This window comes from Phenylobacterium sp. (assembly GCF_030697925.1).
GTDB lineage: Bacteria > Pseudomonadota > Alphaproteobacteria > Caulobacterales > Caulobacteraceae > Phenylobacterium.
Genome location: NZ_JAUYOJ010000136.1, coordinates 1 through 26,933, shown reverse-complemented (window position 1 = coordinate 26,933; position 26,933 = coordinate 1). Strand labels below are relative to the sequence as shown.

Below are 26,933 nucleotides of genomic sequence, written 5' to 3'. Positions count from 1 at the left end.
TTTACCAAGCCACGGGCCGGCGGTCGACGCGCCTTCGGTCACCGGCTGGGGACGGGGCTGGCTCTGCTGTTGACGAAGCCCGTCGCGCTCAGCGGTTCTGGGTGGTGTCCGGCAGGCCCAGGATGCGCTTGGCGATGATGTTGTTCTGGATCTCATGCGACCCGCCGGCGATGGTCGAGGACTTGATCCGCAGATAGGCCCGCCCCGCCGCCCGCTCCTCGGCCGTGAAGTCCTGGCCGTCCCAGCCGAGGCCGTTCAGGCCCATGGCCTCGACGATCATCTCGGCCTGGTCGGTGGCCGCCCGCGAATAGGCGTTCTTCATGATTGAGGTCGCCGCGCTGGGGCCGTTCTGGCTCTTCGCCTCGCCCGCCACGCGGGCGATGGTGAGCGCATAGGCCCTCTGGTCCATGTCCAGCATGGCCATCCGGGTGCGCATGTCGCTGTCGGCGAGCGCGCCGTCCTCGTCGACGCCATTGTAGCGCTTGGCCGCCTCGCGCAGCGGCCTGGCGGTGGGCTGGACCCGGCCGCCGTCGGCGCCGCTGATTCCGCTGCGCTCATGCTGCAGCAGGCGCTTGCCCACGGTCCAGCCCCCGTTCAGCGGCCCGACCAGGTTCTCCTTGGGCACCTTCACGTCGGTGAAAAAGGTCTCGCAGAACGGCGAGGATCCCGAGATCAGCAGGATCGGTCGCGTCTCCACGCCTGGCGTGCGCATGTCGATGAGCAGAAAGCTGATCCCCTCATGCTTCTTGGAGGGGTCGGTTCGGGTCAGGCAGAAGCACCAGTCGGCGTACTGAGCTCCAGAAGTCCAGATTTTTGACCCATTTACGAGAAAATACTCACCTATATCCTCGGCCTTGGTCTGCAGGGAGGCCAGGTCCGACCCCGCGCCGGGTTCGGAATAGCCCTGGCACCACCGGAGCGTCCCCTTGGCGATGGAGGGGATGTGGCGCCGCTTCTGTTCCTCCGTGCCATATTCCAGCAGGGTCGGGCCGAACATCATCACGCCCATGCCGCCAATAGGGTTCCAGGCGCCGATCCTGGCCATCTCCTCGCGCAGGACGCGGGTCTCGACGATCGTGAGTCCGCCGCCGCCATAGGCCGCGGGCCAGGTGGGAACGCCCCAGCCGCGGTCGCCCATACGTTGCTTCCAAAGCTTGAAGTCGGCGTCTTCGGGCGGCGGCCCCTCGGCCATCATCAGTCCGCCTTGACCTTTCAAGGACGGTGGGAAGTTCTCGACCAGCCAGGTGCGGGCCTCGCCGCGGAACGCTTCGAGCGCGGGATCCATGGGTGACCTCCGAAGAAGCTCTGAGGGCTTCGTTGGGAGGCATGTGAGAACCGCGCGGCGCGGCTGTCAACGATGCGGGATGCTCAGGGCTCTATGATCCGCATGCGGTCGCGGGCGGACATCAACGACCAGCCCTCCGGCCGCAGCAGTTCTATGGGCGAGAAACGGACCTTGTAATCCATTTTCTCCGAACCCCGGACCCAATAGCCCAGATAGACATAGGGCAAGCTGGTCAGGCAGGCCTGGACCACATGGTCCAGGATCACGAACGAACCCAGGCTGCGCTTGGTTAGGGTGGGGTCGTAGAACGAATAGACCAGCGACAGGCCGTCGCTCATCAGGTCGACCAGGACGCAGGCGATCAGGTCGCCGGGGCCGCCGTCCTGCGAGCGCAGGCGGTATTCGATGATGTGGGTGCGGACCGCGGTGTCCTCGACCATGGCCACGTAGTCGGGCCAGGTCATCTCGGCCATGCCGCCGTTGGCGTGACGACTCACCAGATAACGGCGGAGCAGGTCGAACTGCTCCATGGTGGCCTCGGCCTCGACCAGGTGGCGTTCCAGGTCTTCATTGCGGGCCAGGGTCCGGCGCTCCGAGCGCGAGAAGACGTAGTCCTTGGCCGGGATGCGCGCGGAGACGCAGGCGGCGCAGGCCTCGCAGGCGGGGCGGTAGGCGATGTTCTGGGAACGGCGGAAGCCGACCTGGGTCAGGCTGTCATTGACGCTGGCCCCGTCCGACAGCGGCAAGTGGGCGAAGACCTTCCGCTCGTGCCGCTCAGGCAAATAGGGACACGGCGAAGGTGCGGTCAGGAAGAACCTGAGCTGTCGCGTCGGAAAGTGTTGCGTCACGGACTTGCGATCGCTTTCGAACCACTACGCCTGGAGCGATTAGGCGTCATGGGAAGCTCAGGCGCAAGCTCCCAAACGTCACAGGCCGAGCTCGATCATTGCAACCCGCTGTCCGGCGGCAGGACGGGCGCTTCGCGCAACAGCACGATGGCGATGCGGCGGTTGCCGGCCAGGGTGGGATCGTCCGGGTAGAGCGGCTCGGAATTGGCCTTGCCCGAGACCTGGTAGACCCGGTCGGGATCGACGCCGGCGGCCTGCAGCACTCGGCGCGAGGCGTCGGCGCGGCCGCTGGACAGCGACCAGTCGCCGTCCGCCTTGTCGCCTGAGGCGCTGACGCTGGTGTGGCCCGAGACGGTGACGCGGTTCGGCAAGCGGTTGATGATCTTGGCGACGGCGCGCAGCAGCAGCTTGGCGCGGTCGTTGGGCTGGGCCTGGCCGGTGTTGAACATCGAGCGGCCTTCCTGGTCGATCAGCTGGATGCGCAGGCCTTCCGGCGTCTGGTCGATGAGGATGTTCTTCGAGAGTTCCGCCAGTTCGGGCATGTCCTGCAGCGCTTGGCGAAGCGACTGCGCGGCGGAGGCGAACGCCGCCTCCTCGCGCTTGGCCAGGGCTTCGCGCAGGGCTTCCTCGGTGGTCTGGGGCGAGATGTCCTTGCCGGCTTCCATCGAGCTGCCGTTGTCCTGGACCTTCGATTCGGGCGCTTTGTCCTCGATGATCGACATGGAGCCGGCGCCCTTGGCGCCGTCGTCGCCGAGCGCCGTGCCGCCCAGGATGCCGCCGGAGCCGGAGGTGGTCTCCGAGACGCTGGCCGGCGCGAAATAGTCGGCGATGCCGCGCTTTTGTTCCGGGCTGGTGGTGTTGATCAGCCACATCAGCAGGAAGAAGGCCATCATGGCGGTCACGAAGTCCGCATAGGCCACCTTCCAGGCGCCGCCATGGTGGCCGTGCCCGGAGACCTTTTTGACCTTCTTGATCAGGATTGGGGCTTCGCCCACAGCCATGACTCGACCCCGGTGACTCTGATTCCATCGCAAGGTGGACGGGGCTCGTTAAGATGGCGTTGAGCGTATTGAATCGAGGTCGTGCATGAAGGTCGCATTCGTCGGGCTTGGGGTGATGGGTTTCCCGATGGCAGGCCATCTGGCCAAGGCCGGCCATCAGGTGGCGGTGTTCAACCGCAGCCCCGAGAAGGCCGTCCGCTGGGTGGCGACCCACGGCGGGCGGGCGGGCGCGAGCCCGGCGGAGGCCGCGGCGGGCGCCGAGATCGTATTCCTCTGCGTCGGCAATGACGACGACGTGCGCGGCGTCACGGCCCAGGTTCTGCCGGCCATGGCCGATGGCGGGATCGTCGTGGACCACACCACCACCTCGGCCACGGTGGCCCGCGAGATGGCGGCGCTGGCGGGGCAGGGCGGACGCTGGTTCGTCGACGCCCCGGTCTCCGGCGGCCAGGCGGGGGCGGAGAACGGCCAGCTCACCGTCATGTGCGGCGGCGACGCGCAGGCCTACGCCCGCGCTGAACCGGTGATATCCGCCTTCGCCAAGGCCGTGCGGCGCATGGGCGGTCCGGGAGCGGGCCAGCTCACCAAGATGGTCAACCAGATCTGCATCGCCGGGATCGTCCAGGGCCTGGCCGAGGGCCTGCATTTCGCCAAGCGCGCGGGCCTCGACCCCGCCGAGGTCTACAAGGCCATTTCCAAGGGCGCGGCGCAGTCCTGGCAGCTCGACAATCGCTGGAAAACCATGAGCGAGGGGAAGTTCGACTTCGGCTTCGCCGTCGACTGGATGCGCAAGGACCTGGGCCTGGTGCTGGACGAGGCCGGGGCCAACGGCGCGACGCTGGGCATGACGGCGATGGTCGACGGCTTCTATGCCGAGGTGCAGGCCTCGGGCGGCAATCGCTGGGATACGTCGAGCCTGGTCACCCGGTTGGAAAAGTAGGCCCAATCCCCAGCCGCGGCAGGACGTGCGTCTCCAGCAGCGGGGCCAGGCGAACACCCGGCGGCGCGGTCGGATCGATCCAGAGCATTTCCTCGATCTCAGCCTGGGCCGCGATGGGCCCGTCGACCGAGGCCAGATAAATCGCCCCGCGCACCTGGGTGTCCGGCTCGTTGGCGGCGGGCGCCTCGAAGAGGCCCAGGGCCTTGGTGTGGATCAAGTGGCAGCCGATCTCCTCGGCGAGTTCGCGAGCGAGGGCCTCGAGGTCGCTCTCGCCGGGTTCGCGCTTGCCGCCGGGCAACATGAACGCCGAGGTCCGGCGCTTGCGGACGGTTAGGACGCGCCCATCGGCGTCGCGTAGCACGCCCGCGACGATTTCCACGAGCCTGCCGGTCATCAGGCCCCCAGCAGCCTCGCCGCCCGCGGGGCGAAATAGGTGATCACCCCGGCCGCGCCGGCGCGCTTGAAGCCCCCTAGGCTCTCGAGGATAGCGCGTTCCTCGTCGATCCAGCCGTTCTGGGCCGCGGCCATGATCATCGCGTACTCGCCGGAGACCTGGAAGGCGAAGGTCGGCATGGCGAAGGCCTCGACCACCCGGCTGACGATATCGAGATAGGGCATGCCCGGCTTGACCATGACCATGTCGGCGCCCTCGGCGATGTCCAGCGCCACCTCGCGCAGGGCCTCGTCGGAATTGGCCGAGTCCATCTGGTAGGTCTTCTTGTCGCCCGGATTGCCGACCGAGCCGGTCCCGAGTTTGCCCGAGCCGATGGCGTCCCGGTACGGACCGTAGAAGGCCGAGGCGTACTTGGCCGCGTAGGACATGATCATCACGTCCTGTAGGCCCGCGCCCTCCAGGGCTTGGCGCATCGCCCCGCAGCGGCCGTCCATCATGTCGGACGGAGCGAGGATGTCGCAGCCGGCCTGGGCCTGCATCAGTCCCTGCTGGACCAGTCGTTCGATGGTCGGGTCGTTGAGGATCCTGCCGTTCTCGATCACCCCGTCATGGCCGTGGTCGGTGAAGGGGTCGAGCGCCACGTCGCACATGATCCCGACCTCAGGGGCGGCGTCCTTCATGGCCTTGATGGCGTTGGCGATGATCCCGTTGGGATCGTGCGCCATCAGGCCCGAGGCGTCCTTCTTGGCCCCGTCGATGTGCGGGAAGATGGCGATGGCCGGAATGCCGAGCTTCTTCGCCTCCACCGCGGCCTTGGCGGCCTCCTTGACCGAGAGGCGCGAGACACCGGGCATGGAGGCCACGGGAACCTCGCCATCGCCCTCATGCACGACCATCGACCAGATCAGGTCGGCGGGAGTCAGGACGCTTTCGCGCACCAGTCGACGGATCCAGTCGGCCTGGCGCAGGCGGCGGAGTCGCAGGGCGGGATAGGCGGCGAGGGGGGCTTTGGTCATGATCCCGCGCTGTGACCGATCCCTTGGCTCTGCGCAAGTCTTCAAGCGTTCCTGACCTGTTTCCGATGGAGGTCATGGTCCATTGTGATAACGGCGCGTCGACGCCGCTTTTTCGAGATCATCGCCATGACGGAAGACGTTCTTACCCGCATCGAAGGCAAGGTCGGGCGCATCACGCTCAATCGGCCCCAGGCGCTGCACGCCCTGAACACCGCCATGTGCCGTGCCATCACGCAGGCCCTGCTGGCCTGGCGTGACGATCCGGCCGTCGAACTGGTCCTGCTGGATCATTCGGGCGAGCGCGGCTTCTGCGCCGGCGGCGACATCCGCATGCTGGCCGAGAGCGGGGCGGGGGACGGCAAGGCGGCGCGAGAGTTTTTCTTCGTCGAGTACCGGCTGAACCACCTGCTGTTCGGCTACGCCAAGCCTGTCGTCACGATCATGGACGGGATCACCATGGGCGGCGGCGTCGGCCTGGCCATGCCCTCGGGCTACCGGGTGGCGACGGAGAAGACCACCTTCGCCATGCCCGAGACCGGGATCGGCCTCTTCCCCGACGTGGGCGGCGGCTGGTTCCTGCCGCGCATGCCTGGCCATATCGGCCTGTGGCTCGCCCTGACCGGCGCGCGGATCAAGGCCGCCGACTGTGAGCTTGTGGGCGTGGCCACGGATTTCGTGGAAAGCGCCAGGATCCCGGCGCTGAAGGCCGCGATCGTCGCCGATCCAGCCGCCCTCGAAACGATCCTGACGGAGTTCGAGGCTGACGCCGGGCGTCCGCTCATCGCCGCGCACCAGGACGAAATCGACAGGACCTTCGGCGTCGGCAGCGTCGAGGCGATCCTGGCGGCGCTGGAGGCCGCCGACAGCGACTGGGCGCGCGAACAGCTCAAGGTCCTGGCCACCAAGTCGCCCCAGACCCTGAAGGTCGCCTTCCGCCAGCTTCGGCTGGGCGGGGCGGCCGCGAGCTTCGCCGACAACATGGCCCTGGAATACCGGATCGGCGCACGAGTGGTTCAACGCCACGACTTTCTCGAAGGGGTGCGCGCGGTGATCGTGGAGAAGGACAACGCCCCGCGCTGGGATCCGGCCACGCCGGAGGGGGTCGACGAGGCGATGCTGGACGCCATATTTGCGCCTCTACCTTACGATGAGGAATGGTCGCCCCTACCTACGCAATGACGGCGGCGGAAGAGCGCGCCGATGGGAGATAGACCGATGAAACGCAGTCTTCTTTTGGCCGCTTGCGCGGCGTTCGTCATGTCCGCCGCCTCGGTCGAGGCCGCGCCCTCCGCAGCGGTTGTCGCCGCCGTGGCCGACAAGGGGCGCCCGGAGGCCGACACCAAGCGCGACGCCGATCGCAAGCCGGCCGAGATGTTGGAATTCGCCGGGGTGAAGCCCGGTCAGAAGGTGGCCGACTTCATCCCCGGCGGCGGCTATTTCACGCGTATCTTCGCCAAGACTGTCGGGTCCGAGGGCAAGGTCTATGCGGTGATCAACCAACCGCCGCCCAATGCGCCGCCGCCGGCCGCCCCGCCGCCGATCCGTGCGGTGGCCGCCGATCCGACCTACGGCAATATCGAGGTGGTTCAGGCTGGGTTCACGGCCTTCGCGCTGCCGGAGCCGGTGGACGTGTTCTGGACCGCCCAGAACTATCACGATCTGCACCTGAAGCGCTTCAACCTGGACGTCGCGTCGGTCAACAAGCAGATCTTCAACGCCGTGAAGCCGGGCGGCTACTACGTCATCGTGGATCACGCGGCCCCCGCGGGAACGCCTGTCGAGGCCGCCGATACGGTCCACCGGATCGACCCAGCCATCGTCAAGGCGGAGGTTGAGGCCGCGGGCTTCAAGTTCGTCGACGAGAGCAAGGTCCTTCGCAACGACAAGGACGACTATTCCAAGACCGTGTTCGACCCCAGCCTGCGGGGTCATACCGATCAGTTCATCTACAGGTTCAAGAAGCCCGGCTAGGCTGCGCGGGGACCGAAACGGCCGCGTCGAGGCAGCCGTTTCGGGATTCCGCGACCGCCAGTCGCGGGCCTCAATGTTACCTACGATCACAAACCTTGTGCGCTCGGTCATGAAATCTGATCGTCTGTGACATCGCGCAATGTGGACAATCGGCTTCTGCGGCGCGATAAGCCGAGCTAAATAAGGGGACCGCTCGCGGCGAGAGATCGTCGATCGCCAAGGGCGGAGTTCAAGTCGATGGATTACAAGGACGCCTTCCGCTCAGCCCTCGAACGAGTCCGTTCGGAAGGCCGTTATCGGGTGTTCGCCGACCTGAAGCGCCATCGCGGCCAGTTTCCGCGCGCGACCTGGACCCAGACCGACGGGACCCAGACGGACGTGACGGTCTGGTGCTCGAACGACTATCTGGGCCAGGGCCAGAACCCCCTCGTGCTGGACGCCATGCACAAGGCCATCGACGAGGCCGGGGCCGGCTCGGGCGGCACGCGCAACATTTCGGGCACCACCCACTTCCATGTGGAGCTGGAGCACGAGCTTGCCGACCTGCACGGCAAGGAAGCCGCGCTGCTGTTCACCTCCGGCTATGTCTCCAACGAGGCCTCGCTCTCGACGCTCTACAAGATCCTACCCGGCCTGATCATCTTCTCGGACGAGCTGAACCACAATTCCATGATCTCGGGCATCCGGGCCGGTGGTCGCGACAGCCGCCGGGTGTTCCGCCACAACGACCTGGAACACTTGGAGCAGCTGCTAATCGAGGCTCCCGCCGACGCCCCCAAGGTCATCGCCTTCGAGAGCGTCTATTCGATGGACGGCGACATCGCCGACCTGCCGGGTACGGTGGCGCTGGCCAAGAAGTACGGCGCCATGACCTATCTGGACGAGGTCCACGCGGTCGGCATGTACGGCCCCCGCGGCGCCGGTGTGGCTGAGCGCGACGGGGTGATGGCGCAGATCGACATCGTCGAGGGCACGTTGGGCAAGGCGTTCGGGGTCATGGGCGGCTACATCGCCGCCGACGCCGTGATCGTCGACGCCATCCGCTCCTATGCCGACGGCTTCATCTTCACCACCTCGATCCCGCCGGCGCTCGCCGCGGGCGCGGTGGCCTCGATCCGCTATCTGAAGGATCACAACGAGGTCCGCATCGCCCATCAGGAGCGCGCCGCGACCCTGAAGGCCCGGCTGTTGAAGGCCGGTCTGCCGGTGATGCCGTCGGTCAGCCATATCGTCCCTGTCCTGGTGGGCGACGCGGTCCACTGCAAGATGATCTCCGACATCCTGCTCGAAGAGCACGGGATCTATGTGCAGCCGATCAACTATCCGACCGTGCCGCGCGGCACCGAGCGCCTGCGGTTCACCCCGTCGCCGGCCCACACCGACGACATGATGGAACGCCTGGCCGGGGCGCTCGAGACGCTCTGGGTCCATTGCAACATCGCCCGCGTCGGCGGCGTGGCCGCCTAGACCTTGCGATTCGAGCCGCGCGGGCGCATACCCGCGCGGTGTTCAACACCTTCGGAGACCCTCAGGGTTCGCTGATCAAAACCTAGCGGCTGGCCCGCTCATTCACCCTCTGGATCCCCGCGTTCGCGGGGACGACCGAGCCCAGGCTCGGTCACTTCCCGCGGCGGACGCCTCGGCCGAGGCCGATCTTCTTGGCGAAATCGCTGCGCCGCGCGGCATAGGCCGGGGCAACCATTGGATAGTCGGGCGGCAGGCCCCAGCGGCGGCGGTAGTCGTCAGGGCTCATGTCGTATCGCGAGCGCAGATAGCGCTTGAGCATCTTCAGCTTCTTGCCGTCCTCCAGGCAGACGATGAAGTCGCTCTGGATCGAACGGTTGATCGGGACGGCGGGTTTGGCCCGCTCCTCCGGCTGGGCGACAGCCGCCCGGCCCAGAGACTCCAGCGCGCCATGGACGGACCTGATGATGTCGGGGACGGCGTCGACCGAGACGGCGTTGCGGCTCACATAGGCCGAGACGATATCGGCCCCCAGGCGCAGCAATTCTTCACCCGAACGACCCTCGGGTTCGACATCAATACTCATACAGAGCCCCCTGACTGCGTGACATTCACGGCCGCGAGGCCGCGCACGCGCGCACCTCCGGTTCGGCAGCAACGCTCGGACGTCCAGATTGTTCCCAGGATTTGGTTCACCCGGCCTAAGGCGTTAAAGAGCGCCCCTGGCCTCCGCCCCTCCCAAGATTCCCGAAAGCCACGCCCATGACCGTCCACACCCAGACACCGTCCGACGCCTTCTTCTCCGCCCGAATCGCCGAGGCCGACCCCGACATCGCCGCGGTGCTGTCTCGCGAACTGAAGCGCCAGCAGGACCAGATCGAGCTGATCGCGTCCGAGAACATCGTCTCGCGCGCGGTCATGGAGGCCCAGGGCTCGGTCCTCACCAACAAGTACGCAGAGGGCTATCCCGGTAAGCGCTACTACGGCGGCTGCGAGGTGGTGGACATCGCCGAGGAGATCGCCATCTCCCGGGCCAAGCAGATCTTCGGCTGCGAGTACGCCAATGTGCAACCACACTCCGGCAGTCAGGCCAACCAGGCGGTGTTCATGGCCACCATGAGCCCTGGCGACACCTTCATGGGCATGGACCTGGCGGCGGGTGGCCACCTGACCCACGGCAAGAGCGTCAATCAGTCGGGCAAGTGGTTCCGCCCCGTGGCCTATTCGGTCCGCCAGCAGGACCATCTCATCGACTATGATCAGGCCGCCGAGGTGGCCCTGGCCGAAAAGCCCAAGGTGATCATCGCCGGGGCCTCCGCCTACAGCCGCCACATCGACTTCGCCCGCTTCCGCGAGATCGCCGACAGCGTCGACGCCATCCTGATGGTCGACATCGCCCACTATGCTGGCCTGGTGGCCGGTGGGGTCTATCCGAACCCGTTCCCGCACGCCCATGTGGTGACCACCACCACCCACAAGACCCTGCGCGGTCCCCGCGGCGGCATGATCCTCACCAACTCCAAGAAGCTGGCCAAGAAGATCGACAGCGCGGTGTTCCCGGGCCTGCAGGGCGGCCCGCTGATGCACGTGATCGCCGCCAAGGCCGTGGCCTTCGGCGAGGCGCTGAAGCCTGAGTTCAAGCTCTATGCCCGCCAGGTGATCGACAACGCCCGGGCGCTGTCCGACAGCCTGCAGACAGCCGGCTTCAAGATCGTCTCCAACGGCACCGACAGCCACCTGATGCTGGTCGATCTGACGCCGAAGGGCGTGTCGGGCGCCGACGCCGAGGTCGCCCTGGAGCGGGCCCACATCACCACCAACAAGAACGGTATCCCCTTCGATCCGCTTCCCCCGATACAGACCTCGGGCCTGCGGGTCGGCACCCCGGCCGGCACCACCCGCGGCTTCGGACCCGGCGAGTTCCGTCAGGTCGGGACCTGGATCGGCGAGGTCCTGGACGGCCTTTCCAAGGGCGGCGACAACTCCGCCGTCGAGGCGAAGGTGCGTGACGAGGTGTTGGCGCTGACGAAACGCTTCCCCATTTACGGCTAGACCCTGTATCTGGGGGTTAGGTAGGCCGGGAGGGGCTACATCATGCGCTGCCCATTCTGCGGTCACGCCGAGAGCCAGGTGAAGGACAGCCGCCCGTCGGAAGACGGCGCGGCCATCCGCCGCCGTCGCCTCTGCCCGGAGTGCGGCGGCCGCTTCACCACCTTTGAGCGGGTGCAGCTGCGCGAGCTGACCATCCTCAAGCGGTCGGGACGGCGCACGCCCTTCGAGCGCGACAAGCTGGCCCGCTCCATCGCCATCGCCACCCGCAAGCGTCCGATCGAGCCCGAGCGCATCGAGCGGATGATCTCGCTGATCGCCCGCCAGCTGGAGAGCATGGGGGAGACCGAGCTCGCCTCGTCCGTGGTCGGCGAACTGGTCATGAAGCAGCTCAAGAGCCTCGATGACGTCGCCTATGTCCGCTACGCCTCGGTCTATCGCGACTTCCGCGAGGCCGGCGAGTTCGCGACCTTCCTCGGCGAGGAGGGCCTGAGCGAAGCGTCCGAGGATGAGCGCTAGGGTCACCCTCAAGCTCGCCACCTCGCTGGATGGCCGCATCGCCACGGCCACGGGCGAGAGCCGCTGGATCACCGGGCCGGAGGCGCGCGAGGCGACCCACCGGCTGAGATCGGAGCACGACGCGGTGCTCATCGGCGTCGAGACGGCCCTGGCCGACGATCCGGAACTGACCGTGCGCCTGCCCGGCTGGATCGGCGCTCAGCCAGCCCGCGTTGTGTTGGATAGCCGACAGAGGCTGGCCGACGGCTGCAAGCTGGTCGCCAGCGCCCGCGAAATCCCGACCTATCTGATTGCCACCACGCCGCCGGAGGCCCGCCTGACGGAGGCCGGCGTCCGGGTGCTGCAGGTCCACGCGGTCGGCGACAAGCGTCCGGAGTTGCGTGACGTGGTGGAAACCTTGGAAAGGGAAGGGCTGCGCCGCCTGTTCGTCGAGGGCGGCGGCCAGGTGGCCGCGAGCTTCCTGCGCTGCGGGCTGGTGGACGCCCTGGAGTGGTTCCGGGCCCCCGTGGTGATCGGCGGGGAGGGGCGGCCGGGGATCGGGGCCCTGGCGGTGGCCGCCCTGGCCGATGCCCCGAGGCTCCGGCGTCTTGAAGTCCGGGAGGTCGGCGCCGACCTCTGGGAGCGTTACGAGAGGATCTGAATGTTCACCGGGATCGTCACCGATGTGGGCCGCGTCCGCGCCGTCCGCGACACCAACCGCGACCGCAGGTTCGAGGTGGAGACCAGCTTTGACCTCTCGACCGTCGATATCGGCGCCTCGATCAGCCACGCCGGCTGCTGCCTGACCGTGGTGGAGAAGGGCGAGGACTGGTTCGCGGTGGAGGTTTCCGGCGAGACCCTGTCGATGACCACGCTGGACGAGTGGAAGGCCGGCGATTCGGTCAATCTGGAACGCGCCGCTCGGGTCGGCGACGAACTGGGCGGCCACATTGTCTCGGGCCATGTGGACGGGGTGGGGGAGGTGATCTCCATCGAAAGCGAGGGCGGCTCGCACCGGGTCCAGGTCCGCGTGCCGCGCCCTCTGCACCGTTACATCGCGCCCAAGGGCTCGATCACGATTCAAGGCGTCTCCCTGACTGTGAACGAGGTGGAGGACGACGTCTTCGGGGTGAATCTGATCCCCCACACCTGGGACGTGACCACCCTGGGCCAGCTCAAGGTCGGCAGCCGCGTGAACCTGGAGATCGATATGCTGGCGCGCTATCTCGCCCGCTGGCGCGAAACGGCCTAAAGGGTCGCTTCGAAAAGGACTTCACATGCTCGAAGAGAAAATCCGCATCCTCGTGGTCGAGGCGCGCTTCTATGACGACCTGGCCGACGAGCTGCTGAAGGCGGCCGCCGATGTGATCACCGCCCATGACGCGGAATACGACGTGATCAGCGTGCCCGGCGCCCTGGAGATCCCTGGCGCCATCGCCATCGCCGAGGAAGGCGGTCATCGTCCCGCCGGCAAGCGCTACGACGGCTATGTGGCGCTTGGCACTGTGATCCGAGGCGAGACCTATCACTTCGAGATCGTCTCCAATGAGTCCGCCCGCGGGCTCATGGACCTGGCCATCGGCAAGCGCCTGGCCATCGGCAACGGCATCCTGACCGTCGAGGACGGCGACCAGGCTTGGGCGCGGGCGCGGGCGAGCGAGGGCGACAAGGGCGGCGGCGCTGCGCGCGCGGCGCTGGAGATGGTCGCCCTCAAGCGCCAGCTGCTCGGCCAGGCCGTCCGATGAGCGGCACGGCCCACAGCATGCGTTCCGTGGCCCGGCTGGCCGCGATCCAGGCCCTCTACCAGATGGAAGTCTCCGGCGCCGGCGTCGAGGCGGTGATCCGCGAGTTCGCCGACCATCGGTTCGACCAGGGCGTGGAGGGCGACGCGCCCACCGAGGGCGACACCCTGGCTAGCGCCGATGAGGCGTTCTTCGCCGAGCTGGTGCGCGGCGTGGTCGGCGCCCAGCGCGAGATCGACAGCGCCGTGGTCAAGCGCCTGGCCGCCGGCTGGCGGCTGGAGCGGCTGGACGCCACGGTCCGGGCCATCCTGCGCGCTGGCGCCTTCGAGCTGGCCCATCGCGCCGACGTGCCCACCGAGGTGGTGATCGACGAATATGTTGAGCTCGCCAAGTCGTTCTTCGAGGGCCCGGAGCCGGGCTTCGTGAACGGCGCCCTGGACGCGGTGGCCCAGGATGTCCGGCCCAGATGAATTCGAGCAGATCGCCCGCCTCTACCGCCCGCTGACCAAGGGGGCGGCGGAGGCCTTCGATCTGTTGGACGACGCCGCGGCGATCCCCTCGCGCCAGGGGTTCGACCTGGTGATCACCAAGGACGCCATGGTCCAGGGCGTGCATTTCCTGAGCGACGAAGCGCCGGGCCTGATCGCGCGCAAGCTGCTGCGGGTGAACCTCTCCGACCTGGCCGCCAAAGGGGCCGAGCCCTACGGCTATTTCCTGGCGGTGGCCTGGCCTCCCAGCTTCGGATGGCCGGAGCGCCAGGCCTTCGCCACGGGCCTGGCGCAGGACGGTGCGAACCTCGTCCTGCTGGGCGGCGACACCGTCTCGACGCACGGTCCGCTGATGGTCTCCCTGACCATGCTTGGCTGGGTCCCGGCGGGCAGGATGATCCGCCGGTCCGGCGCCAAAGTCGGCGATCTCGTCATGGTCAGCGGGACCATCGGCGACGGCTGGCTGGGCCTGGCCGCCGCGCGCCGGGAGCTGGATGACCCGGATGGCTATCTGGCCGACCGCTACCGCCTGCCGACACCGCGCCTCGACCTGCGTGCGGCCCTGAGGGAACAAGTGACCGCCGCCGCCGACGTGTCGGACGGCCTGATCGCCGACGCGGGCCACATCGCCCGCGCCAGCGGGGCGGGGTTGCGGCTGAATCTTGAGCGTCTGCCGCTGTCGCCCGCCGCCCGCCGCTGGCTAGGCGAACAGGAGAACCGCGCCGCGGCCCTGCGCGCACTGGCCTCGGGCGGGGACGACTATGAGATCGTCTGCGCCGTGGCGCCGGACGCGGTCCGCATCCCTGGCCTGACCCTCATCGGCGAGATCGTCGCGGGCGTAGGCGTCGAGGTCCTGGTGGACGGTGTCCCAATCGAACCGGGGGCCGGCGGCTGGCGGCACGACTAGTCGCCGCGGACCCGCGCATAAAGGTAGCAATCCTCAGGATCCTCGGTGCTGAAACCGGCCTTTCGCAACAGCGTCTCGCGGGCGTACCCGCAACGCTCGGCGATCCGCCACGATGCTTCGTTCCAGGTCTCGATGATCAGTTGCAGTCGGAAACAGCCCGGCCGCTCGGCGAACAGCAGGTCGGTCAGCAGGCGCGTAGCCTCCGAGGCGTAGCCTTTGCCGCGATCGGCCGGATCATGGACGATGTAGCCCAGCTCATAGCCGTGGATGACGGGACTGGAGCGGTAGAATTGCATCGTGCCGACCATTCGACCGCCAGCGTTCTCGAGGATGGCCACCGCGCCGGAGTCCTCTAGCCAGAGCCCCGTCGCAGCATGCACGGCCTGGAGCCGGGGCAGTTCGGTGAGCGGCTCGGTGATCGAGACCGTGAAGAGGTGAGGGGCGATCTGCGGAAGGTCGCCGGCCTCGATGCGTCGGAGACTGACCGACCTGCCTTCTGAAATACGGATCCTGCGGGTCCTCAATGTGGCGTTTCGTGGAGGATGGAGCGCCGGCAAGGATGCGGCAACCATATTCGGCGAGGATGCCCCATGCTCCGCCGCTTACTCGTCGCTGCCGCTCTCGCCACCTTCTGCGCCGGCCCCGTGCTGGCCGCCGAGGAGAAGTCCGCGCCCAAGGACGTCGGCCAGTATGTCGACCTTTCCCCGGTGGCCCTGCCCATCGTGGTGGACGGCAAGCTGATAAACTACGTCTTCGTTTCCGTGCGCGTGGTGCTAACCACCGCGGCCAACACCGCCAAGCTTCGGGAGCGCGAGCCCTATTTCCGCGACGCCCTGGTCCGGGCCGGCCATCGGACGCCCTTCACCAACACCAAGGACTATATGAGCGTCGATGCGCCGAGGTTGCAGGCGACCATGATGCGTGAGGCCGTGGCCATCGCTGGGCCGAAGGACATCAAGGCCATCACGATCACCTCCCAGGCGCCCAAGCGCCGGATCGCCCCACCCATGGCCGCCGGACCGCGCGGCGCAGCGGAAATCCGCCCCTAGCCCGCGCCCCGGCTTTCCGTCGCGTCGCCCGAGCCTTGGTCAACAGGGCGTTGCACGCGCCCGTTACAACTGGCAACGTCCCGCCCACGATAAGGGGCGGCGGATCCACGACGTCCCAATACTGGGGAAACCATCAGGGCCTGGAACGCCGTCGGCCGCCTCTCGGGGCGGGGTCGGTCAACTCCGTGCAATCCATAGGGGCGCTTAAACTATGAGTTCTGAGACTACGCTTTGGCTGGTGATCGCCGCCGGCTTTCTGGCCGTGCTCTACGGAGTGCTTCAGACACTGTCCCTGTTGCGGGCCTCGCCCGGCAATGCGCGGATGCAGGAGATCGCCGCGGCCATCCAGGAAGGCGCGCAGGCCTACCTGAACAAGCAATACACCGCCATCGCCATGGTGGGCGCGGTCATCCTCGTCGCGGTCGGGTTCCTGATCGGCTGGTACGCGGCCGTCGGCTTCCTGGTCGGGGCGACCCTGTCGGGCCTCGCGGGCTTCGTGGGCATGCTGATCTCGGTGCGGGCCAATGTCCGCACCGCCCAGGCGTCCTCCGAGAGCCTCGCCAAGGGCCTGTCCCTGGCGTTCCGCTCGGGCGCCATCACTGGCATGCTGGTGGCGGGTTTCGCCCTGATTGGCGTGGCCGGCTACTACGCGGTCCTGACCCAAGGTCTCGGGCTTGAGAATACCAGCCGCGACGTGGTCGACTCCATGGTCGCGCTCGGTTTCGGCGCCTCGCTGATCTCCATCTTCGCCCGTCTGGGCGGCGGCATCTTCACCAAGGGCGCCGACGTCGGCGGCGACATGGTGGGCAAGGTCGAGGCCGGCATCCCGGAAGATGACCCCCGTAACGCCGCGACCATCGCCGACAACGTGGGCGACAACGTCGGTGACTGCGCCGGCATGGCCGCCGACCTGTTCGAGACCTATGCGGTGACCACGGTCGCCACCATGGTGCTCGCGGCGATCTTCTTCCGCGACGACGCCACCGTCGTCACCAATATGATGCTGCTGCCGCTGGCCATCTGCGGCGTCTGCATCGTCACCTCGATCCTGGGCACCTTCGCGGTGCGCCTGGGCAAGAACAACAACATCATGGGGGCCCTCTATCAGGGCCTGATCGTCACCGGTGTCCTGTCGGTGGGCGCGATCTACTGGGTCGTGACCTCGCTGGTCCCTGAGCCGCTCACGGTGGGCGACAAGACCTTCGACGCCATGAGCCTGTTCTGGTGCGGCATCGCAGGGCTCGCGGTCACCGCGCTCATCGTCGTGATCACCGAATACTACACCGGCACCGGCTTCCGTCCGGTGAAGTCGGTGGCCAAGGCCAGCGTCTCCGGTCACGGCACCAACGTGATCCAGGGCCTGGCCATGTCGCTGGAATCCACCGCGGCCCCGGCCCTGGTGATCATCGCCGGCATCATCGTCACCTATGGCTTCGCCGGCCTGTTCGGTATCGCCATAGCCACCACCTCGATGCTGTCCCTGGCGGGCTTCATCGTCGCCCTCGACGCCTTCGGTCCCGTCACCGACAACGCCGGCGGCATCGCCGAGATGGCCGGCCTGCCTCCGGAAGTGCGCGTCACCACCGATGCGCTCGACGCCGTGGGCAACACCACCAAGGCCGTCACCAAGGGCTACGCCATCGGTTCGGCGGGCCTCGGCGCCCTGGTGCTGTTCGCGGCCTACACCGAGGACCTGAAGTACTTCGCGGCCAACGCCACCCCGGGCTCGTTCTTCGACGGCCTAGGCGCGGTCGCCTTCGACCTCTCCAACCCGTACGTCGTGGTCGGGCTGCTGTTCGGGGGGCTGCTGCCCTTCCTGTTCGGCGGCATGGCCATGACCGCCGTGGGCCGCGCGGCCGAGGCCGTGGTCGAGGAAGTCCGCCGTCAGTTCCGGGAAAACCCCGGCATCATGACGGGCGAGGTCAAGCCGGAATACGGTCGGGCCGTGAGCATCCTGACCAGCGCCGCGATCCGGGAAATGATCGTTCCCAGCCTGCTGCCGGTGCTGTCGCCGATCGTCCTGTTCTTCGTGATCCAGGCCATCGCGGGCAAGGTCAACGCCTTCGCCTCGCTGGGCGCCATGCTGATGGGGGTGATCGTCACCGGCCTGTTCGTCGCCATCTCGATGACCTCGGGCGGCGGCGCCTGGGACAACGCCAAGAAACTGATCGAGGAAGGTCACTATGGCGGCAAGGGATCCGAGGCCCACAAGGCCGCGGTGACCGGCGACACTGTCGGCGACCCCTACAAGGACACCGCGGGTCCCGCGGTGAACCCGATGATCAAGATCACCAACATCGTGGCCCTGCTGCTGCTGGCGGTCCTGGCCCACTCGGGCGGCTAGCCCGACCGACGACGCCCAAAGAAGACGCCCCGGAGAGCGATCTCCGGGGCTTTTTTTGTTTCCTGGAAGTCTGGGTCCCCGCTTTCGCGGGGATGATTACCGCCGGTCGCCCGGGCGGTTGCCTGGCGCGTTCTCGTCCTCGTTCGGCAGCATGGTGCCGCGGCCGACATTGCCCAGCAGCTGTTCGAGAATGGTCAGCTCGCGCCCGCGGGTCGGGGTCTCGCGACCGTTGAAGGCGATGACCTTGCCGTCCTTGAGCGTCATGGTGTCGACGGTCTTCACCAGCTCGGTGTCCTTGTCGAAGGTCACGGCCACCACGTTGCGCGAGGTGACCACCGGCCGGCGGAAGGCCACGCGCTCCTTCACCTGGTCGATATAGAACCAGACATTGGGATCGAAGGTCGAGGTGGCCGAGGGCGAGCCGAGGCTGGCCCGGACGGTGGACTTGGTGTCGGTTCCCACCTTCACGTCCTTCGGGTTGGCCTCGATGGCCTGGAAGCCGGAATAGGTGGTGATCGGCGCGCAGGCGGTCGTCGCCATGAGGCAACCAGCAAGTGCGACAAAGGCGACGCGACGAAACATGTGCGAACCGGACCTGTTCATTTGTTCGAGACTTTGACCTATCGGTCGCGGCCCCTTAGTTCAATGCCGCCTGTAGCTGCGCCTGAGGGCGAAATCGAGGCCTGAATGCTCCTGGACCGCTTCTTCCGTCCCCGGACCGCGCAAAACGTGGGGCGGAAGCTCTATGCCGGCGCGGTCGCCCAGGCCCGCACGCCCAGCCTCTACGCCGATCTGGCCGCCCCCGACACGGTCGAGGGCCGATTCGAGCTCTACACCGCCCACGTCTTCCTGCTGCTGGACCGTCTGAAGGGACAGGGCCCCCGCGCCGCCGAGACCTCCCAGGCGCTGTTCGATACCTATCTCAGCGCTCTGGACGACGCCTTGCGCGAGATGGGGGTCGGCGACGTCTCGGTCGGCAAGAAGATGCGCAAGCTGGGCGAGGCCTTCTATGGCCGCGTGAAGTCCTATGAGGCCGCCTTCCAGGCCTTGCCGGACAACGGTCCGCTGGAGGCCCTGCTGGTCCGCACGGTCTATGCCCAGGGCTCGGCCGAACACGCACCGGAGTTGGCCGTCTATGTTCTGGCGCGTCGCGCTTCCCTGGCCGGACAGCCGCTGGACGCCCTCTTGGAGGGCGACGTCGATTGGGGGCGCGCATGAGCGACTGGACCCACCTGATTCGCCTGGGCGAGCTGGCCCGAGGTCCCATCGAGGTCCGGCTGGCGCCTGACGAGGCCGTTCGCGCCGCCCTGGCCAAGGAACTGCTGCTGGAGAGCCTGCCTGCCCTGGTCGCCGACCTGCGGGTCCGGCCCTGGCTGGACGGCGCCGAGATCACCGGCCGCTTCACCGCCACCGTTGGCCAGATCTGCGGGATCAGCCTCGACCCGTTCGAACAGCAGCTGACCGGCGAAATCGCCCTGCAGCTGGTTCCGGCGGGAAGCCCGAACGCCTATGGCGAATCGGAAGGCGGCGAACTGGCGCTGGATCTCGAGTCGCCCGATCCGCCGGACGTGCTGGAGAGCGATGAGATCGACCTGGCCCATGTGCTGGTGGAGCACCTGGCCCTGGAGATCGATCCCTTTCCCCGCAAGCCAGGGGCGGAATTCGACTACACGCCGGACACGCCGGAGGAGTCGCCCTTCGCCGTGCTCAAGGCGCTGAAGAAGGACGGGGAGTGACCGCGTCGTTTGCATCGTCTGGAGGCGGCGCTATCCTGCTGAAGCTTTCCGGCGCGACCGCCGCAAGGGGTGAAGCGACGCCGTGATGAAGTCCCTGGCCATCTCCATTGACGCCATGGGCGGCGACCACGGTCCTTCCGTGGTGGTTCCCGGCGTGCTGCTCGCGGCCAAGCAAGCGCCGAACCTCAGATTCATCCTACATGGGAACGAAGCCGCGATCCGCACCCAGTTCGGCGCGACCCTGCCGAGCCAGGTGGAGATTCGCCACGCCGAACGGGTCATCGCCATGGACGAGAAGCCCGCCCAGGCCCTGCGCCGCGGCAAGGGCACCTCGATGTGGGCCGCGGTCGAGGCGGTGAAGACCGGGGAGGCGGCGGCGGCGGTCTCGGCCGGCAACACCGGCGCCCTGATGGCCATCTGCCTGCTGCTGCTGCGGATGAGCGTCGACGTGGACCGGCCCTGCCTGGTGGTGGGCTGGCCCGGAACCAAGGGAATCACCACGGTCCTCGATGTCGGCGCCAATGTAGACTGCGACGCCGAGCGCCTGGTCGAGTTCGCCATCATGGGCGAGGCCTTCCACCGGGCCGCTCATGGGGTGGCCAAGCCCACCGTGGGCCTTCTGAACGTGGGCTCCGAGGACATGAAGGGCCACGAGGAGGTTCGCCAGGCCCATGCGATTCTGCGCGGCGGCCAGTTCGACCTCGATTATCGCGGCTTCGTGGAGGGCGACGGCCTGTCGCGCAACGTGGTCGACGTGGTGGTGACCGACGGATTCACGGGAAATATCGCACTGAAGACCGCCGAGGGTACGGCCCGTTACCTGGGCGGGGAGCTGCGCGCGGCGCTCACTGGAACCGCCCTGTCGAAGCTGGGGGCCCTGCTGGCGCGCCCTGGCCTATTGAAATTCCGAGAGAAACTATCCCCCGACGCCGCGGCGCCATTGCTCGGCCTCAATGGGGTGGTGGTGAAGAGCCACGGCGGCGCGGCGGATCGCGATATCGCCGCGGCGATCCGCATGGCGTCCAAATTGGCGCAAAGCGACTTCGCAGCGGAGATCGAACGGAATATGACCCGGCTCACCGCCGCGGTGGCCGAACACCAGCCGCCGGCCGTCGATGGAGCCGCCTGAGTGACGAAAGTTCTGCGTAGCGTTGTGACCGGCGTCGGCGGCTATCTGCCCGACGAGGTGGTCACCAATGCCGACCTGGCCAAGTTCGTCGACACCAGCGACGAATGGATCATCGAACGGACCGGCATCCGCCAGCGCCACCGCGCCGCGCCGGACCAGGCGGTGTCGGACCTGGCCGTGGAGGCTGCGCGCCGCGCGCTCGCCGCCGCCGGCAAGACCGCCGCCGACGTCGACATGATCGTGGTCGGCACCACGACCCCGGACCTGACCTTCCCGGCTGTGGCCACCATCGTCCAGCGCAAGCTGGGTTGCCCGGTCGGCGTGGCCTTTGACGTCCAGGCGGTCTGCTCGGGCTTCGTCTATGCGCTCTCCGCGGCTGACGGCTTCGTGGCCCGCGGCCGCTCGAAGTGCGCTCTGGTCATCGGGGCGGAGACCATGACCCGGCTGATGGACTGGACCGACCGCGGCACCTGCGTGCTGTTCGGCGACGGGGCGGGCGCCGTGGTGATCGAACCGATGGAAGGCGAGGGGACCACCGCCGATCGCGGCCTACTGGGCTTCGCCCTGCGCGCGGATGGCGCTAAGCAGGATCTGCTCTATGTGGACGGCGGTGTCTCGACCAATGGCCAGATCGGTCATCTGCGGATGCAAGGAAACCAGGTGTTCCGCCACGCCGTGGTGAACATCTCCGAGGCGGTGTTCGCCGCGGCCGCCGACGCCGGGATCGAGGTCGCCGACGTCGACTGGTTCATCCCCCACCAGGCCAACCAGCGCATCCTGGAGGGCGTCGCCAAGCGCGTGGGCATCACCCATGACAAGGTGATCTCCACGGTCGCTGAGCACGCCAACACCTCGGCCGCCTCCATTCCCCTGGCGCTCGCCACGGCGATCGAAGACGGCCGGATCAAGCCCGGCCAAATGCTCTTGTTGGAAGCCATGGGCGGCGGCTTGACCTGGGGCGCCTGCGTCATTCGCCTCTAGGTCCCGGCCCATTGCTTGGGCGTACGGACAATTGAGCGCTTGAAGCCTTTGACTTGATGCGACAATCAGGTCATGACGGAAGTCTAGACCAGTATGGATTGTTCGAGGGCGGGGGCTCCATGAAGGGCGCTACGGTGACACGGGCCGACCTGTGCGAGGCGGTGCACGAGGAGGTGGGGCTGACCCGCCAGGACTGTTCCGAGCTGGTCGAGCGGACCCTGGAGCTCATGGCCCAGGCCCTGGAGCGCGGGGAGCAGGTCAAGCTCTCCGGATTCGGCGTCTTCCAGGTCCGCGCCAAACGCGCCCGGATGGGGCGCAACCCGAAGACCGGCGAGCCCGCGGCCATCGAACCGCGCCGCGTGATCGGCTTCCGGGCGTCCCAGGTCATGAAGGCGCGGGTGGACCGCGCCCTGGCGAAGTGACGTAAGGCCCCCCGTGGCCAAGGGCCCCGACGCCTTTCGGACCATCTCTGAGGCAGCTGACGAGCTGAACGTGCCGCAGCATGTGCTGCGGTTCTGGGAGACCAAGTTCTCCTTCATCCGCCCCATGAAGCGCGCGGGCGGCCGCCGGTTCTACCGGCCCCAGGACATCCAGGTGCTGCGCGGCGTGCGCGGCCTGCTGCACGACCAGGGCTACACCATCAAGGGCGTGCAGAAGCTGCACAAGGACCAGGGGCTGAAGCGCCTGCTGGACGCCGCCTCGGGCACGATCTCCGCTCCCGCCGCCGGCCACGGCCACGGCTTCGATGTCGGCGCCGATCGCCTGAGCGAGGAAGGCCGCGAGCGGCTGCAGGGCGCCCTCGACGACCTGGAAGCCGCCAAGGCTCGGCTGGACAGGCTACTGGGCCGCTAGACCCGCCGCACGAAGTCGGCGAAGGCGTCCAGAATCAGCGGCCAGCCGTCCTCCGAGGCCATTTCCCGACGATAGTCGGCCGAGCCTTCGCCGTGGCGCTCAAAGCCGGCATGGGTCAGGCGCACGACCGTTCCATCCTCGCCGTCAGGGGCGAAGGCGACCTCGACCTGGCTGGCCTGATGGGGGTCCGGCTGCGGGGCGCTGTCAGGCCCGATCTGCCAGAGGAAGACGATGCGGCGGCCGGGCTCGATGGCGACCATCCGCCCCCAGTCCACATGAAAGCCTTCCGGCCCCAGTTCGTAGCAAAAATCCCCCGGCGTGGCGCCCAGGGCGATGGTCTGCAGGCCATCGGGGCCGGAATAGGTGTATTCCTCCGGCCACCATTCGCCGAACCCTTCGGTGAACAGCGCGAACGCGCGATCCGGCGGAACCCCGACCGTCACCGTTTCCTCGATGGGCAGGCCGCTCATGATCTCCTCCAGGCCCAGCGTCGATTTTCGCCCTTGCCCTGCCGTCGCAAGCGTCTAGAAGGGCCGCTCGCCGATGTCGGAGCGTAGCGCAGCCTGGTAGCGCACTTGACTGGGGGTCAAGGGGTCGCAAGTTCGAATCTTGTCGCTCCGACCATCGGCGATTTCCGAAGACCCTATTGCCGACCCCGGTTCATCCACGTGATGAGCGGCAGGATCGGCACGCCCCAGGCCAGGCCCGCTACGGCGTAGAAACCCAGCTGCGCGGCCCAATGGGCCGGTAGGCGCTCGCCGATCATCACCACGGCCCAGGCGTAGAGCGCCAGGAAGCTGACAATGCCGATACCGCCGATGAATTTCCGGACCCTTGCGCTCATGGGTCGGATATAGGCGCCCGACCCTGTCGAGGTCTAGCGGCGCTTGAGCAGGCCCAGCAGGAACAACAGGATGATCGCGCCCAGGGTGGCGATCACGAAGCTGCCGATCCAGCCGCCGAAGCTGATCCCGAGCAGGCCGGCGACGAAGCCACCGAGCAGGGCGCCGACCACACCGACCGCGAGGTTGGTGAGCAGGCCGTGGTTCCGCTTCATGACCTTTTCGGCGACCCAGCCGGCCAAGATGCCGATCACGATCCAACCGATGATTCCAACGCCACTCATGCTCTAGCCCTCTCTGAAGTCCAAGTTGGCGTAATGCGGCGCAGCTTGCCGGGTTCCAATTGCGTGCGCCCCGTGGACTGCGGGGCTGAAGTCCGGTAGCCGGTCGCCGTAAGAACGCCTCGAACCTACACGACTTTTCCCACATGACCTCCTTTCTCCGTTCCGACAGGTCCGCGTCTGTCGCCATATGGTTGTTGATCGTCGCGGCCATGGTTCTGGCCATGGTCGTGGTCGGCGGGGCCACTCGTCTGACTGACTCAGGCCTGTCGATCACCGAGTGGAAGCCGGTGACCGGTGCGATGCCGCCGTTGTCGGACCAGGACTGGTCGGAAGAATTCGCCCGCTACCGGGAGATCCCCCAATACCAGCAGCTCAACCAGGGCATGACGCTCGCGGCGTTCAAGTCGATCTACTGGTGGGAGTGGAGCCATCGGTTCCTGGGGCGGCTAATCAGCGTCGTCTTCGCCGTGCCCTTCGTCTGGTTCCTAGTCCGCCAGGAGTTGCCCAGGCGGCTGATCTGGCGCTGCGGGGGCCTGTTCGTCCTGGGCGGCCTGCAGGGCGCGGTCGGCTGGTGGATGGTGGCCAGCGGGCTATCGGAGCGGGTGTCGGTAGCGCCTGAGCGGCTCGCCGTCCATCTGGGCCTGGCCTTCGCCCTGCTGGGCGGCCTGATCTGGACGGCGTTGGACGCCTGGACCGGCTCGCCGCGCCAGACGATCACCGGACCCTGGACGCGGCGAGCCTTCGCGCTGATCGGGCTGATCTATCTTCAGATCCTGCTGGGCGCCCTGGTGGCCGGCAACGACGCGGGGTTCGTCTACAATGACTGGCCGATGATGAACGGCGCCCTGGTCCCCAAGGACTATGCGGGCGACAGCCTCTGGGCGACCCTGGCCCACAGCCAGGGCGCAGTGCAGCTGCATCACCGGCTGGCGGGTTATCTGCTGGTCGCGGCTGGGGTGGCGGTCGCAGCGAGCGCCTGGCGCTCGCGTTACCTCAATGACGACTCGCGAATCATCGCCCTGGCGGTCGCCGCGACCATCGGCCTGCAGGCGATCCTCGGGATCGCCACCCTGATGCTGGGCGTGCCGATCTGGCTGGGGGTGCTGCACCAGGTCTTCGCGGCCCTGGTGCTGTCCCTGGCCGTGGCCTTCGCTTGGCGCGTGCGCCGGCCCTAACCCTTGAAACTGTCCCACGGCCCGGTGATCGCGAGCGTGCAGCCGGGCGTGTAGATATTCACGAACAGGGTCGAGCCGTCGGGGGAGAAACAGACCCCCGCCAGTTCCGAAGAGCCGCGCACCTTGCCGGTTCCCATCTGGGCGTTGCGACCCACGGCGTAGACCTGGCCGGCCGGCGTGATCCCGCGCAGGTAGTTGGTGCCGCCTTGCTTGTCCTCGCAGGCCATGATGTGCCCCCAGGGGGCGATGACGATGTTGTCGGCCATCTCCATGAAGCGGATGTCGCTCGGCTCCACGAAGAGCTGCAGCCGGCCTGGCTTGTCGGCTTCGCCGGGCTGGCCTTCGTCGGGGCTGGGCACGTAGCGCAGCACCTGGCCATGGAACTTGGGGCCGCCGCTGGTGCAGGTGAAATAGAGCTCGCCCTTGCCGAAATAGATCCCCTCGCCGCGAGCGATCCAGGAGGCGCCCGCCATCTGGCCGCGATGACGCAGGTCGTTGTTGGGGTTGTCGACGCCGTCGAGGTCGATCCAGCGGACGGTCTTCCAGTCGCCGGGCTTCCAGGAGACCGAGTCCCAGTTGCGCACGTCGCTCCCGTCCGTGGCGGCGAGCGCCTGCAGCTTGCCGCCTTCGTGGGGCCGGCGCTTGTCGTTGGGCAGGTAGCGATAGAACAGGCCGCGTCCGTCGAACTCGTCCTCGGTCATGTAGATCACCCCGGTGCGGGGATCGACGGCGCAGGCCTCGTGCTGGAAACGCCCCATGCCCTTGATCGGCAAGGGATCGGCCAGGCCGCGCAGGCCCGAGGGTACCTCGAACACCCAGCCGTGGTCCTTCCGGGTCGTCTGGCCGGGGCGAATCTTGACCTCCTCGCAGCTCAGCCAGGATCCCCAGGGGGTGACGCCGCCGGCGCAGTTGGTGGCGGTCCCGGCCAGGCTGAGGTGGTGGGTCTTCAGCTCGCGCTTGCGAGTGTCATAGATGAGGGTGGTGGTCCCGCCGCCGAGCGGTAGGCCCGCCAGGTCGGTGTCGTAGAATCGGTCGGCGGCGATCTTGGGCGCCAACACGCGGTCGGCGCCAAAGGCGGTGATCTGCAGATCGCGGGGCGGGGGGCTGATCTCGTGGTTGCGGACCAGGGCCACCTTGTTTCGGCCGACCCGGAAGCAGCCCATGCCGTCCATCTTGCCCGGGGTCAGGAAGCCGTCGTCCATGGGATCGCCGGTCTTGGAGATCACGTTGTAGGAAAAGCCCTCCGGCAGATCGAAAATCTCCGCCGGGTCGCGTTTCAGCGGGCCGTAGCCGGTGACCTCGCTGGCGTAACCGGGGGCTGAGAAGCCGTCGGCGTCCGGCGTGGCCTCAGCGTAGGCCAGGCGAGAGAGGCCGGCGAAGGCGGCGGTGGCCGCGGCGGCTTGGAGGAACTGGCGTCTGGACGCGGACATAAAGAATCCCGGCTTGGTTTCGTTAGGCCGTCAGACCATAGAAGTGCGACAGGGGATTGGCGCGGTATTATGATACCTATTTCTGCAATCCGTTGCTGGGCAACGTTTTGCGGGCATTGTCGCGCCGGAAGTTGTTGACAGACGCTCGGGAGCCAAGTACTAGCGCGCCTCTCGTCGGGATCGATCGGTCCCGCCAACTTACGGACCGTTCCCCATGATGAAGACGACGGCTTCGCTGAAGCCCGCCGACGTCACGAAGAAGTGGATCGTGATCGATGCCGAGAACGCCGTCGTTGGCCGTCTCGCCTCGTTCATCGCCATGCGTCTTCGCGGCAAGCACCGCCCCGACTACACCCCGCATGTCGATTGCGGCGACTATGTCGTCGTGCTCAACGCCCACAAGGTGAAGTTCACGGGCAAGAAGCTCACGGACAAGACCTACTACTGGCACACCGGCCACCCGGGCGGCATCAAGGAACGCACCGCGGACAAGATCCTCGGCGGCAAG

33 protein-coding genes and 1 tRNA gene are annotated in these 26,933 nt (G+C 67.4%); 22 read left to right on the top strand and 12 right to left on the bottom strand.

Going from position 1 to position 26,933, the window contains the following annotated elements; translation table 11 throughout:
* Positions 1 to 88 precede the first annotated feature (88 nt).
* The 3 genes from Q8Q88_RS12555 to Q8Q88_RS12545 form a co-directional block, all read right to left on the bottom strand.
* Positions 89 to 1,285, bottom strand: coding sequence for an acyl-CoA dehydrogenase family protein (locus tag Q8Q88_RS12555; protein ID WP_305675527.1), 1,197 nt, complete (start codon positions 1,283 to 1,285; stop codon positions 89 to 91).
* An 83-nt stretch (positions 1,286 to 1,368) separates the two neighbouring features.
* Positions 1,369 to 2,133, bottom strand: a complete 765-nt coding sequence (locus tag Q8Q88_RS12550; protein WP_305675526.1) for an arginyltransferase — start codon at positions 2,131 to 2,133, stop codon at positions 1,369 to 1,371.
* A gap of 95 nt (positions 2,134 to 2,228) precedes the next feature.
* A complete protein-coding gene (locus Q8Q88_RS12545) occupies positions 2,229 to 3,134 on the bottom strand; it encodes a flagellar motor protein MotB (protein ID WP_305675525.1) in 906 nt (301 codons plus the stop codon).
* 85 nt (positions 3,135 to 3,219) lie between these two features.
* Here Q8Q88_RS12545 and Q8Q88_RS12540 point away from each other — a divergent pair, with 85 nt between their 5' ends.
* Positions 3,220 to 4,074, top strand: coding sequence for an NAD(P)-dependent oxidoreductase (locus Q8Q88_RS12540; protein WP_305675524.1), 855 nt, complete (start codon positions 3,220 to 3,222; stop codon positions 4,072 to 4,074).
* Here Q8Q88_RS12540 and Q8Q88_RS12535 read toward each other — a convergent pair.
* Together Q8Q88_RS12535 and hemB are read right to left on the bottom strand one after the other, a co-directional pair.
* Positions 4,055 to 4,468 carry an NUDIX domain-containing protein gene (locus Q8Q88_RS12535; RefSeq protein ID WP_305675523.1) on the bottom strand — a complete coding sequence of 138 codons (414 nt, stop codon included), beginning with the start codon at positions 4,466 to 4,468 and terminating at the stop codon, positions 4,055 to 4,057. The genes Q8Q88_RS12540 and Q8Q88_RS12535 overlap by 20 nt on opposite strands.
* A complete protein-coding gene (hemB, locus tag Q8Q88_RS12530) occupies positions 4,468 to 5,484 on the bottom strand; it encodes a porphobilinogen synthase (protein ID WP_305675522.1) in 1,017 nt (338 codons plus the stop codon). The genes Q8Q88_RS12535 and hemB overlap by 1 nt, the downstream gene beginning before the upstream one ends.
* A gap of 126 nt (positions 5,485 to 5,610) precedes the next feature.
* Between hemB and Q8Q88_RS12525 the strand changes: the two genes are divergently transcribed.
* The 3 genes from Q8Q88_RS12525 to hemA all read left to right on the top strand — a co-directional run bounded on the left by Q8Q88_RS12525 (position 5,611) and on the right by hemA (position 8,922).
* On the top strand, positions 5,611 to 6,663 hold the full coding sequence (locus Q8Q88_RS12525; RefSeq protein ID WP_305675521.1) for an enoyl-CoA hydratase/isomerase family protein: 1,053 nt from the start codon (positions 5,611 to 5,613) through the stop codon (positions 6,661 to 6,663).
* Positions 6,664 to 6,699: 36 nt separating this feature from the next.
* The gene (locus Q8Q88_RS12520) at positions 6,700 to 7,455 is read left to right on the top strand and encodes a class I SAM-dependent methyltransferase (protein WP_305675520.1); all 756 of its coding nucleotides are present in this window, start codon (positions 6,700 to 6,702) and stop codon (positions 7,453 to 7,455) included.
* A 237-nt stretch (positions 7,456 to 7,692) separates the two neighbouring features.
* On the top strand, positions 7,693 to 8,922 hold the full coding sequence (gene hemA, locus Q8Q88_RS12515; RefSeq protein WP_305675519.1) for a 5-aminolevulinate synthase: 1,230 nt from the start codon (positions 7,693 to 7,695) through the stop codon (positions 8,920 to 8,922).
* 151 nt (positions 8,923 to 9,073) lie between these two features.
* On the opposite strand, the gene Q8Q88_RS12510 is transcribed toward hemA, so the two are convergent.
* Positions 9,074 to 9,505, bottom strand: a complete 432-nt coding sequence (locus tag Q8Q88_RS12510) for a MucR family transcriptional regulator (protein ID WP_305675518.1) — start codon at positions 9,503 to 9,505, stop codon at positions 9,074 to 9,076.
* Between the two features lie 176 nt (positions 9,506 to 9,681).
* Between Q8Q88_RS12510 and glyA the strand changes: the two genes are divergently transcribed.
* From glyA to thiL, 7 genes are read left to right on the top strand one after another with little or no spacing between them, the layout of a single operon-like run.
* Positions 9,682 to 10,971 (top strand): serine hydroxymethyltransferase, encoded by a 1,290-nt coding sequence (gene glyA, locus Q8Q88_RS12505; protein WP_305675517.1) that lies wholly within the window; start codon positions 9,682 to 9,684, stop codon positions 10,969 to 10,971.
* A gap of 42 nt (positions 10,972 to 11,013) precedes the next feature.
* Positions 11,014 to 11,487 (top strand): transcriptional regulator NrdR, encoded by a 474-nt coding sequence (gene nrdR, locus Q8Q88_RS12500; RefSeq protein ID WP_254833343.1) that lies wholly within the window; start codon positions 11,014 to 11,016, stop codon positions 11,485 to 11,487.
* Positions 11,477 to 12,127, top strand: a complete 651-nt coding sequence (locus Q8Q88_RS12495; RefSeq protein WP_305675516.1) for a RibD family protein — start codon at positions 11,477 to 11,479, stop codon at positions 12,125 to 12,127. The genes nrdR and Q8Q88_RS12495 overlap by 11 nt, the downstream gene beginning before the upstream one ends.
* Positions 12,128 to 12,718: a riboflavin synthase gene (locus Q8Q88_RS12490; RefSeq protein WP_305675515.1), complete on the top strand. Its 591-nt coding sequence runs from the start codon at positions 12,128 to 12,130 to the stop codon at positions 12,716 to 12,718.
* Positions 12,719 to 12,743: 25 nt separating this feature from the next.
* Positions 12,744 to 13,211 (top strand): 6,7-dimethyl-8-ribityllumazine synthase, encoded by a 468-nt coding sequence (gene ribH / locus Q8Q88_RS12485; RefSeq protein ID WP_305675514.1) that lies wholly within the window; start codon positions 12,744 to 12,746, stop codon positions 13,209 to 13,211.
* On the top strand, positions 13,208 to 13,678 hold the full coding sequence (gene nusB, locus Q8Q88_RS12480; RefSeq protein ID WP_305675513.1) for a transcription antitermination factor NusB: 471 nt from the start codon (positions 13,208 to 13,210) through the stop codon (positions 13,676 to 13,678). Before ribH ends, nusB begins: the two co-directional genes overlap by 4 nt.
* Complete coding sequence (gene thiL / locus Q8Q88_RS12475; protein ID WP_305675512.1) at positions 13,662 to 14,603, top strand: thiamine-phosphate kinase; 942 nt, start codon at positions 13,662 to 13,664, stop codon at positions 14,601 to 14,603. Before nusB ends, thiL begins: the two co-directional genes overlap by 17 nt.
* On the opposite strand, the gene Q8Q88_RS12470 is transcribed toward thiL, so the two are convergent.
* Positions 14,600 to 15,127, bottom strand: coding sequence for a GNAT family N-acetyltransferase (locus Q8Q88_RS12470; RefSeq protein ID WP_305675511.1), 528 nt, complete (start codon positions 15,125 to 15,127; stop codon positions 14,600 to 14,602). The genes thiL and Q8Q88_RS12470 overlap by 4 nt on opposite strands.
* 66 nt (positions 15,128 to 15,193) lie before the next feature.
* On the opposite strand from Q8Q88_RS12470, the gene Q8Q88_RS12465 reads away from it, so the two are divergent.
* On the top strand, positions 15,194 to 15,652 hold the full coding sequence (locus tag Q8Q88_RS12465; protein WP_305675510.1) for a hypothetical protein: 459 nt from the start codon (positions 15,194 to 15,196) through the stop codon (positions 15,650 to 15,652).
* A gap of 211 nt (positions 15,653 to 15,863) precedes the next feature.
* On the top strand, positions 15,864 to 17,996 hold the full coding sequence (locus Q8Q88_RS12460; protein ID WP_305675509.1) for a sodium-translocating pyrophosphatase: 2,133 nt from the start codon (positions 15,864 to 15,866) through the stop codon (positions 17,994 to 17,996).
* A gap of 96 nt (positions 17,997 to 18,092) precedes the next feature.
* Here the strand turns inward: Q8Q88_RS12460 and Q8Q88_RS12455 are convergent, their stop codons facing one another.
* On the bottom strand, positions 18,093 to 18,578 hold the full coding sequence (locus tag Q8Q88_RS12455) for an outer membrane protein assembly factor BamE (RefSeq protein ID WP_371129856.1): 486 nt from the start codon (positions 18,576 to 18,578) through the stop codon (positions 18,093 to 18,095).
* Between the two features lie 105 nt (positions 18,579 to 18,683).
* Between Q8Q88_RS12455 and Q8Q88_RS12450 the strand changes: the two genes are divergently transcribed.
* The 6 genes from Q8Q88_RS12450 to Q8Q88_RS12425 all read left to right on the top strand — a co-directional run bounded on the left by Q8Q88_RS12450 (position 18,684) and on the right by Q8Q88_RS12425 (position 22,694).
* Complete coding sequence (locus tag Q8Q88_RS12450; protein ID WP_305675507.1) at positions 18,684 to 19,214, top strand: ubiquinol-cytochrome C chaperone family protein; 531 nt, start codon at positions 18,684 to 18,686, stop codon at positions 19,212 to 19,214.
* Positions 19,211 to 19,732 (top strand): DUF177 domain-containing protein, encoded by a 522-nt coding sequence (locus Q8Q88_RS12445; RefSeq protein ID WP_305675506.1) that lies wholly within the window; start codon positions 19,211 to 19,213, stop codon positions 19,730 to 19,732. The genes Q8Q88_RS12450 and Q8Q88_RS12445 overlap by 4 nt, the downstream gene beginning before the upstream one ends.
* Before the next feature lie 82 nt (positions 19,733 to 19,814).
* Positions 19,815 to 20,861, top strand: coding sequence for a phosphate acyltransferase PlsX (gene plsX / locus Q8Q88_RS12440; protein WP_305675505.1), 1,047 nt, complete (start codon positions 19,815 to 19,817; stop codon positions 20,859 to 20,861).
* Positions 20,862 to 21,842, top strand: coding sequence for a beta-ketoacyl-ACP synthase III (locus Q8Q88_RS12435; RefSeq protein WP_305675504.1), 981 nt, complete (start codon positions 20,862 to 20,864; stop codon positions 21,840 to 21,842).
* A 119-nt stretch (positions 21,843 to 21,961) separates the two neighbouring features.
* Positions 21,962 to 22,264: an integration host factor subunit alpha gene (locus Q8Q88_RS12430; RefSeq protein WP_056734135.1), complete on the top strand. Its 303-nt coding sequence runs from the start codon at positions 21,962 to 21,964 to the stop codon at positions 22,262 to 22,264.
* A 13-nt stretch (positions 22,265 to 22,277) separates the two neighbouring features.
* Positions 22,278 to 22,694, top strand: a complete 417-nt coding sequence (locus Q8Q88_RS12425) for a MerR family transcriptional regulator (RefSeq protein WP_305675503.1) — start codon at positions 22,278 to 22,280, stop codon at positions 22,692 to 22,694.
* On the opposite strand, the gene Q8Q88_RS12420 is transcribed toward Q8Q88_RS12425, so the two are convergent.
* Positions 22,691 to 23,164, bottom strand: a complete 474-nt coding sequence (locus Q8Q88_RS12420; protein ID WP_305675502.1) for an SRPBCC family protein — start codon at positions 23,162 to 23,164, stop codon at positions 22,691 to 22,693. The genes Q8Q88_RS12425 and Q8Q88_RS12420 overlap by 4 nt on opposite strands.
* A gap of 77 nt (positions 23,165 to 23,241) precedes the next feature.
* On the opposite strand from Q8Q88_RS12420, the gene Q8Q88_RS12415 reads away from it, so the two are divergent.
* Positions 23,242 to 23,318, top strand: a tRNA-Pro gene (locus Q8Q88_RS12415).
* A 19-nt stretch (positions 23,319 to 23,337) separates the two neighbouring features.
* Here Q8Q88_RS12415 and Q8Q88_RS12410 read toward each other — a convergent pair.
* Together Q8Q88_RS12410 and Q8Q88_RS12405 are read right to left on the bottom strand one after the other, a co-directional pair.
* Entirely contained in the window at positions 23,338 to 23,538 is a 201-nt protein-coding gene (locus Q8Q88_RS12410) for a DUF2842 domain-containing protein (protein WP_305675501.1), read from the bottom strand.
* Between the two features lie 33 nt (positions 23,539 to 23,571).
* Positions 23,572 to 23,820: a GlsB/YeaQ/YmgE family stress response membrane protein gene (locus Q8Q88_RS12405; RefSeq protein ID WP_305675500.1), complete on the bottom strand. Its 249-nt coding sequence runs from the start codon at positions 23,818 to 23,820 to the stop codon at positions 23,572 to 23,574.
* 143 nt (positions 23,821 to 23,963) lie between these two features.
* On the opposite strand from Q8Q88_RS12405, the gene Q8Q88_RS12400 reads away from it, so the two are divergent.
* Positions 23,964 to 24,995 (top strand): COX15/CtaA family protein, encoded by a 1,032-nt coding sequence (locus Q8Q88_RS12400; RefSeq protein WP_305675499.1) that lies wholly within the window; start codon positions 23,964 to 23,966, stop codon positions 24,993 to 24,995.
* On the opposite strand, the gene Q8Q88_RS12395 is transcribed toward Q8Q88_RS12400, so the two are convergent.
* A complete protein-coding gene (locus tag Q8Q88_RS12395) occupies positions 24,992 to 26,425 on the bottom strand; it encodes an alkaline phosphatase PhoX (RefSeq protein ID WP_305675498.1) in 1,434 nt (477 codons plus the stop codon). The genes Q8Q88_RS12400 and Q8Q88_RS12395 overlap by 4 nt on opposite strands.
* Positions 26,426 to 26,639: 214 nt before the next feature.
* Here Q8Q88_RS12395 and rplM point away from each other — a divergent pair.
* A partial coding sequence (gene rplM, locus Q8Q88_RS12390) for a 50S ribosomal protein L13 (RefSeq protein WP_305580429.1) occupies positions 26,640 to 26,933 on the top strand: 294 nt, incomplete at its 3' end.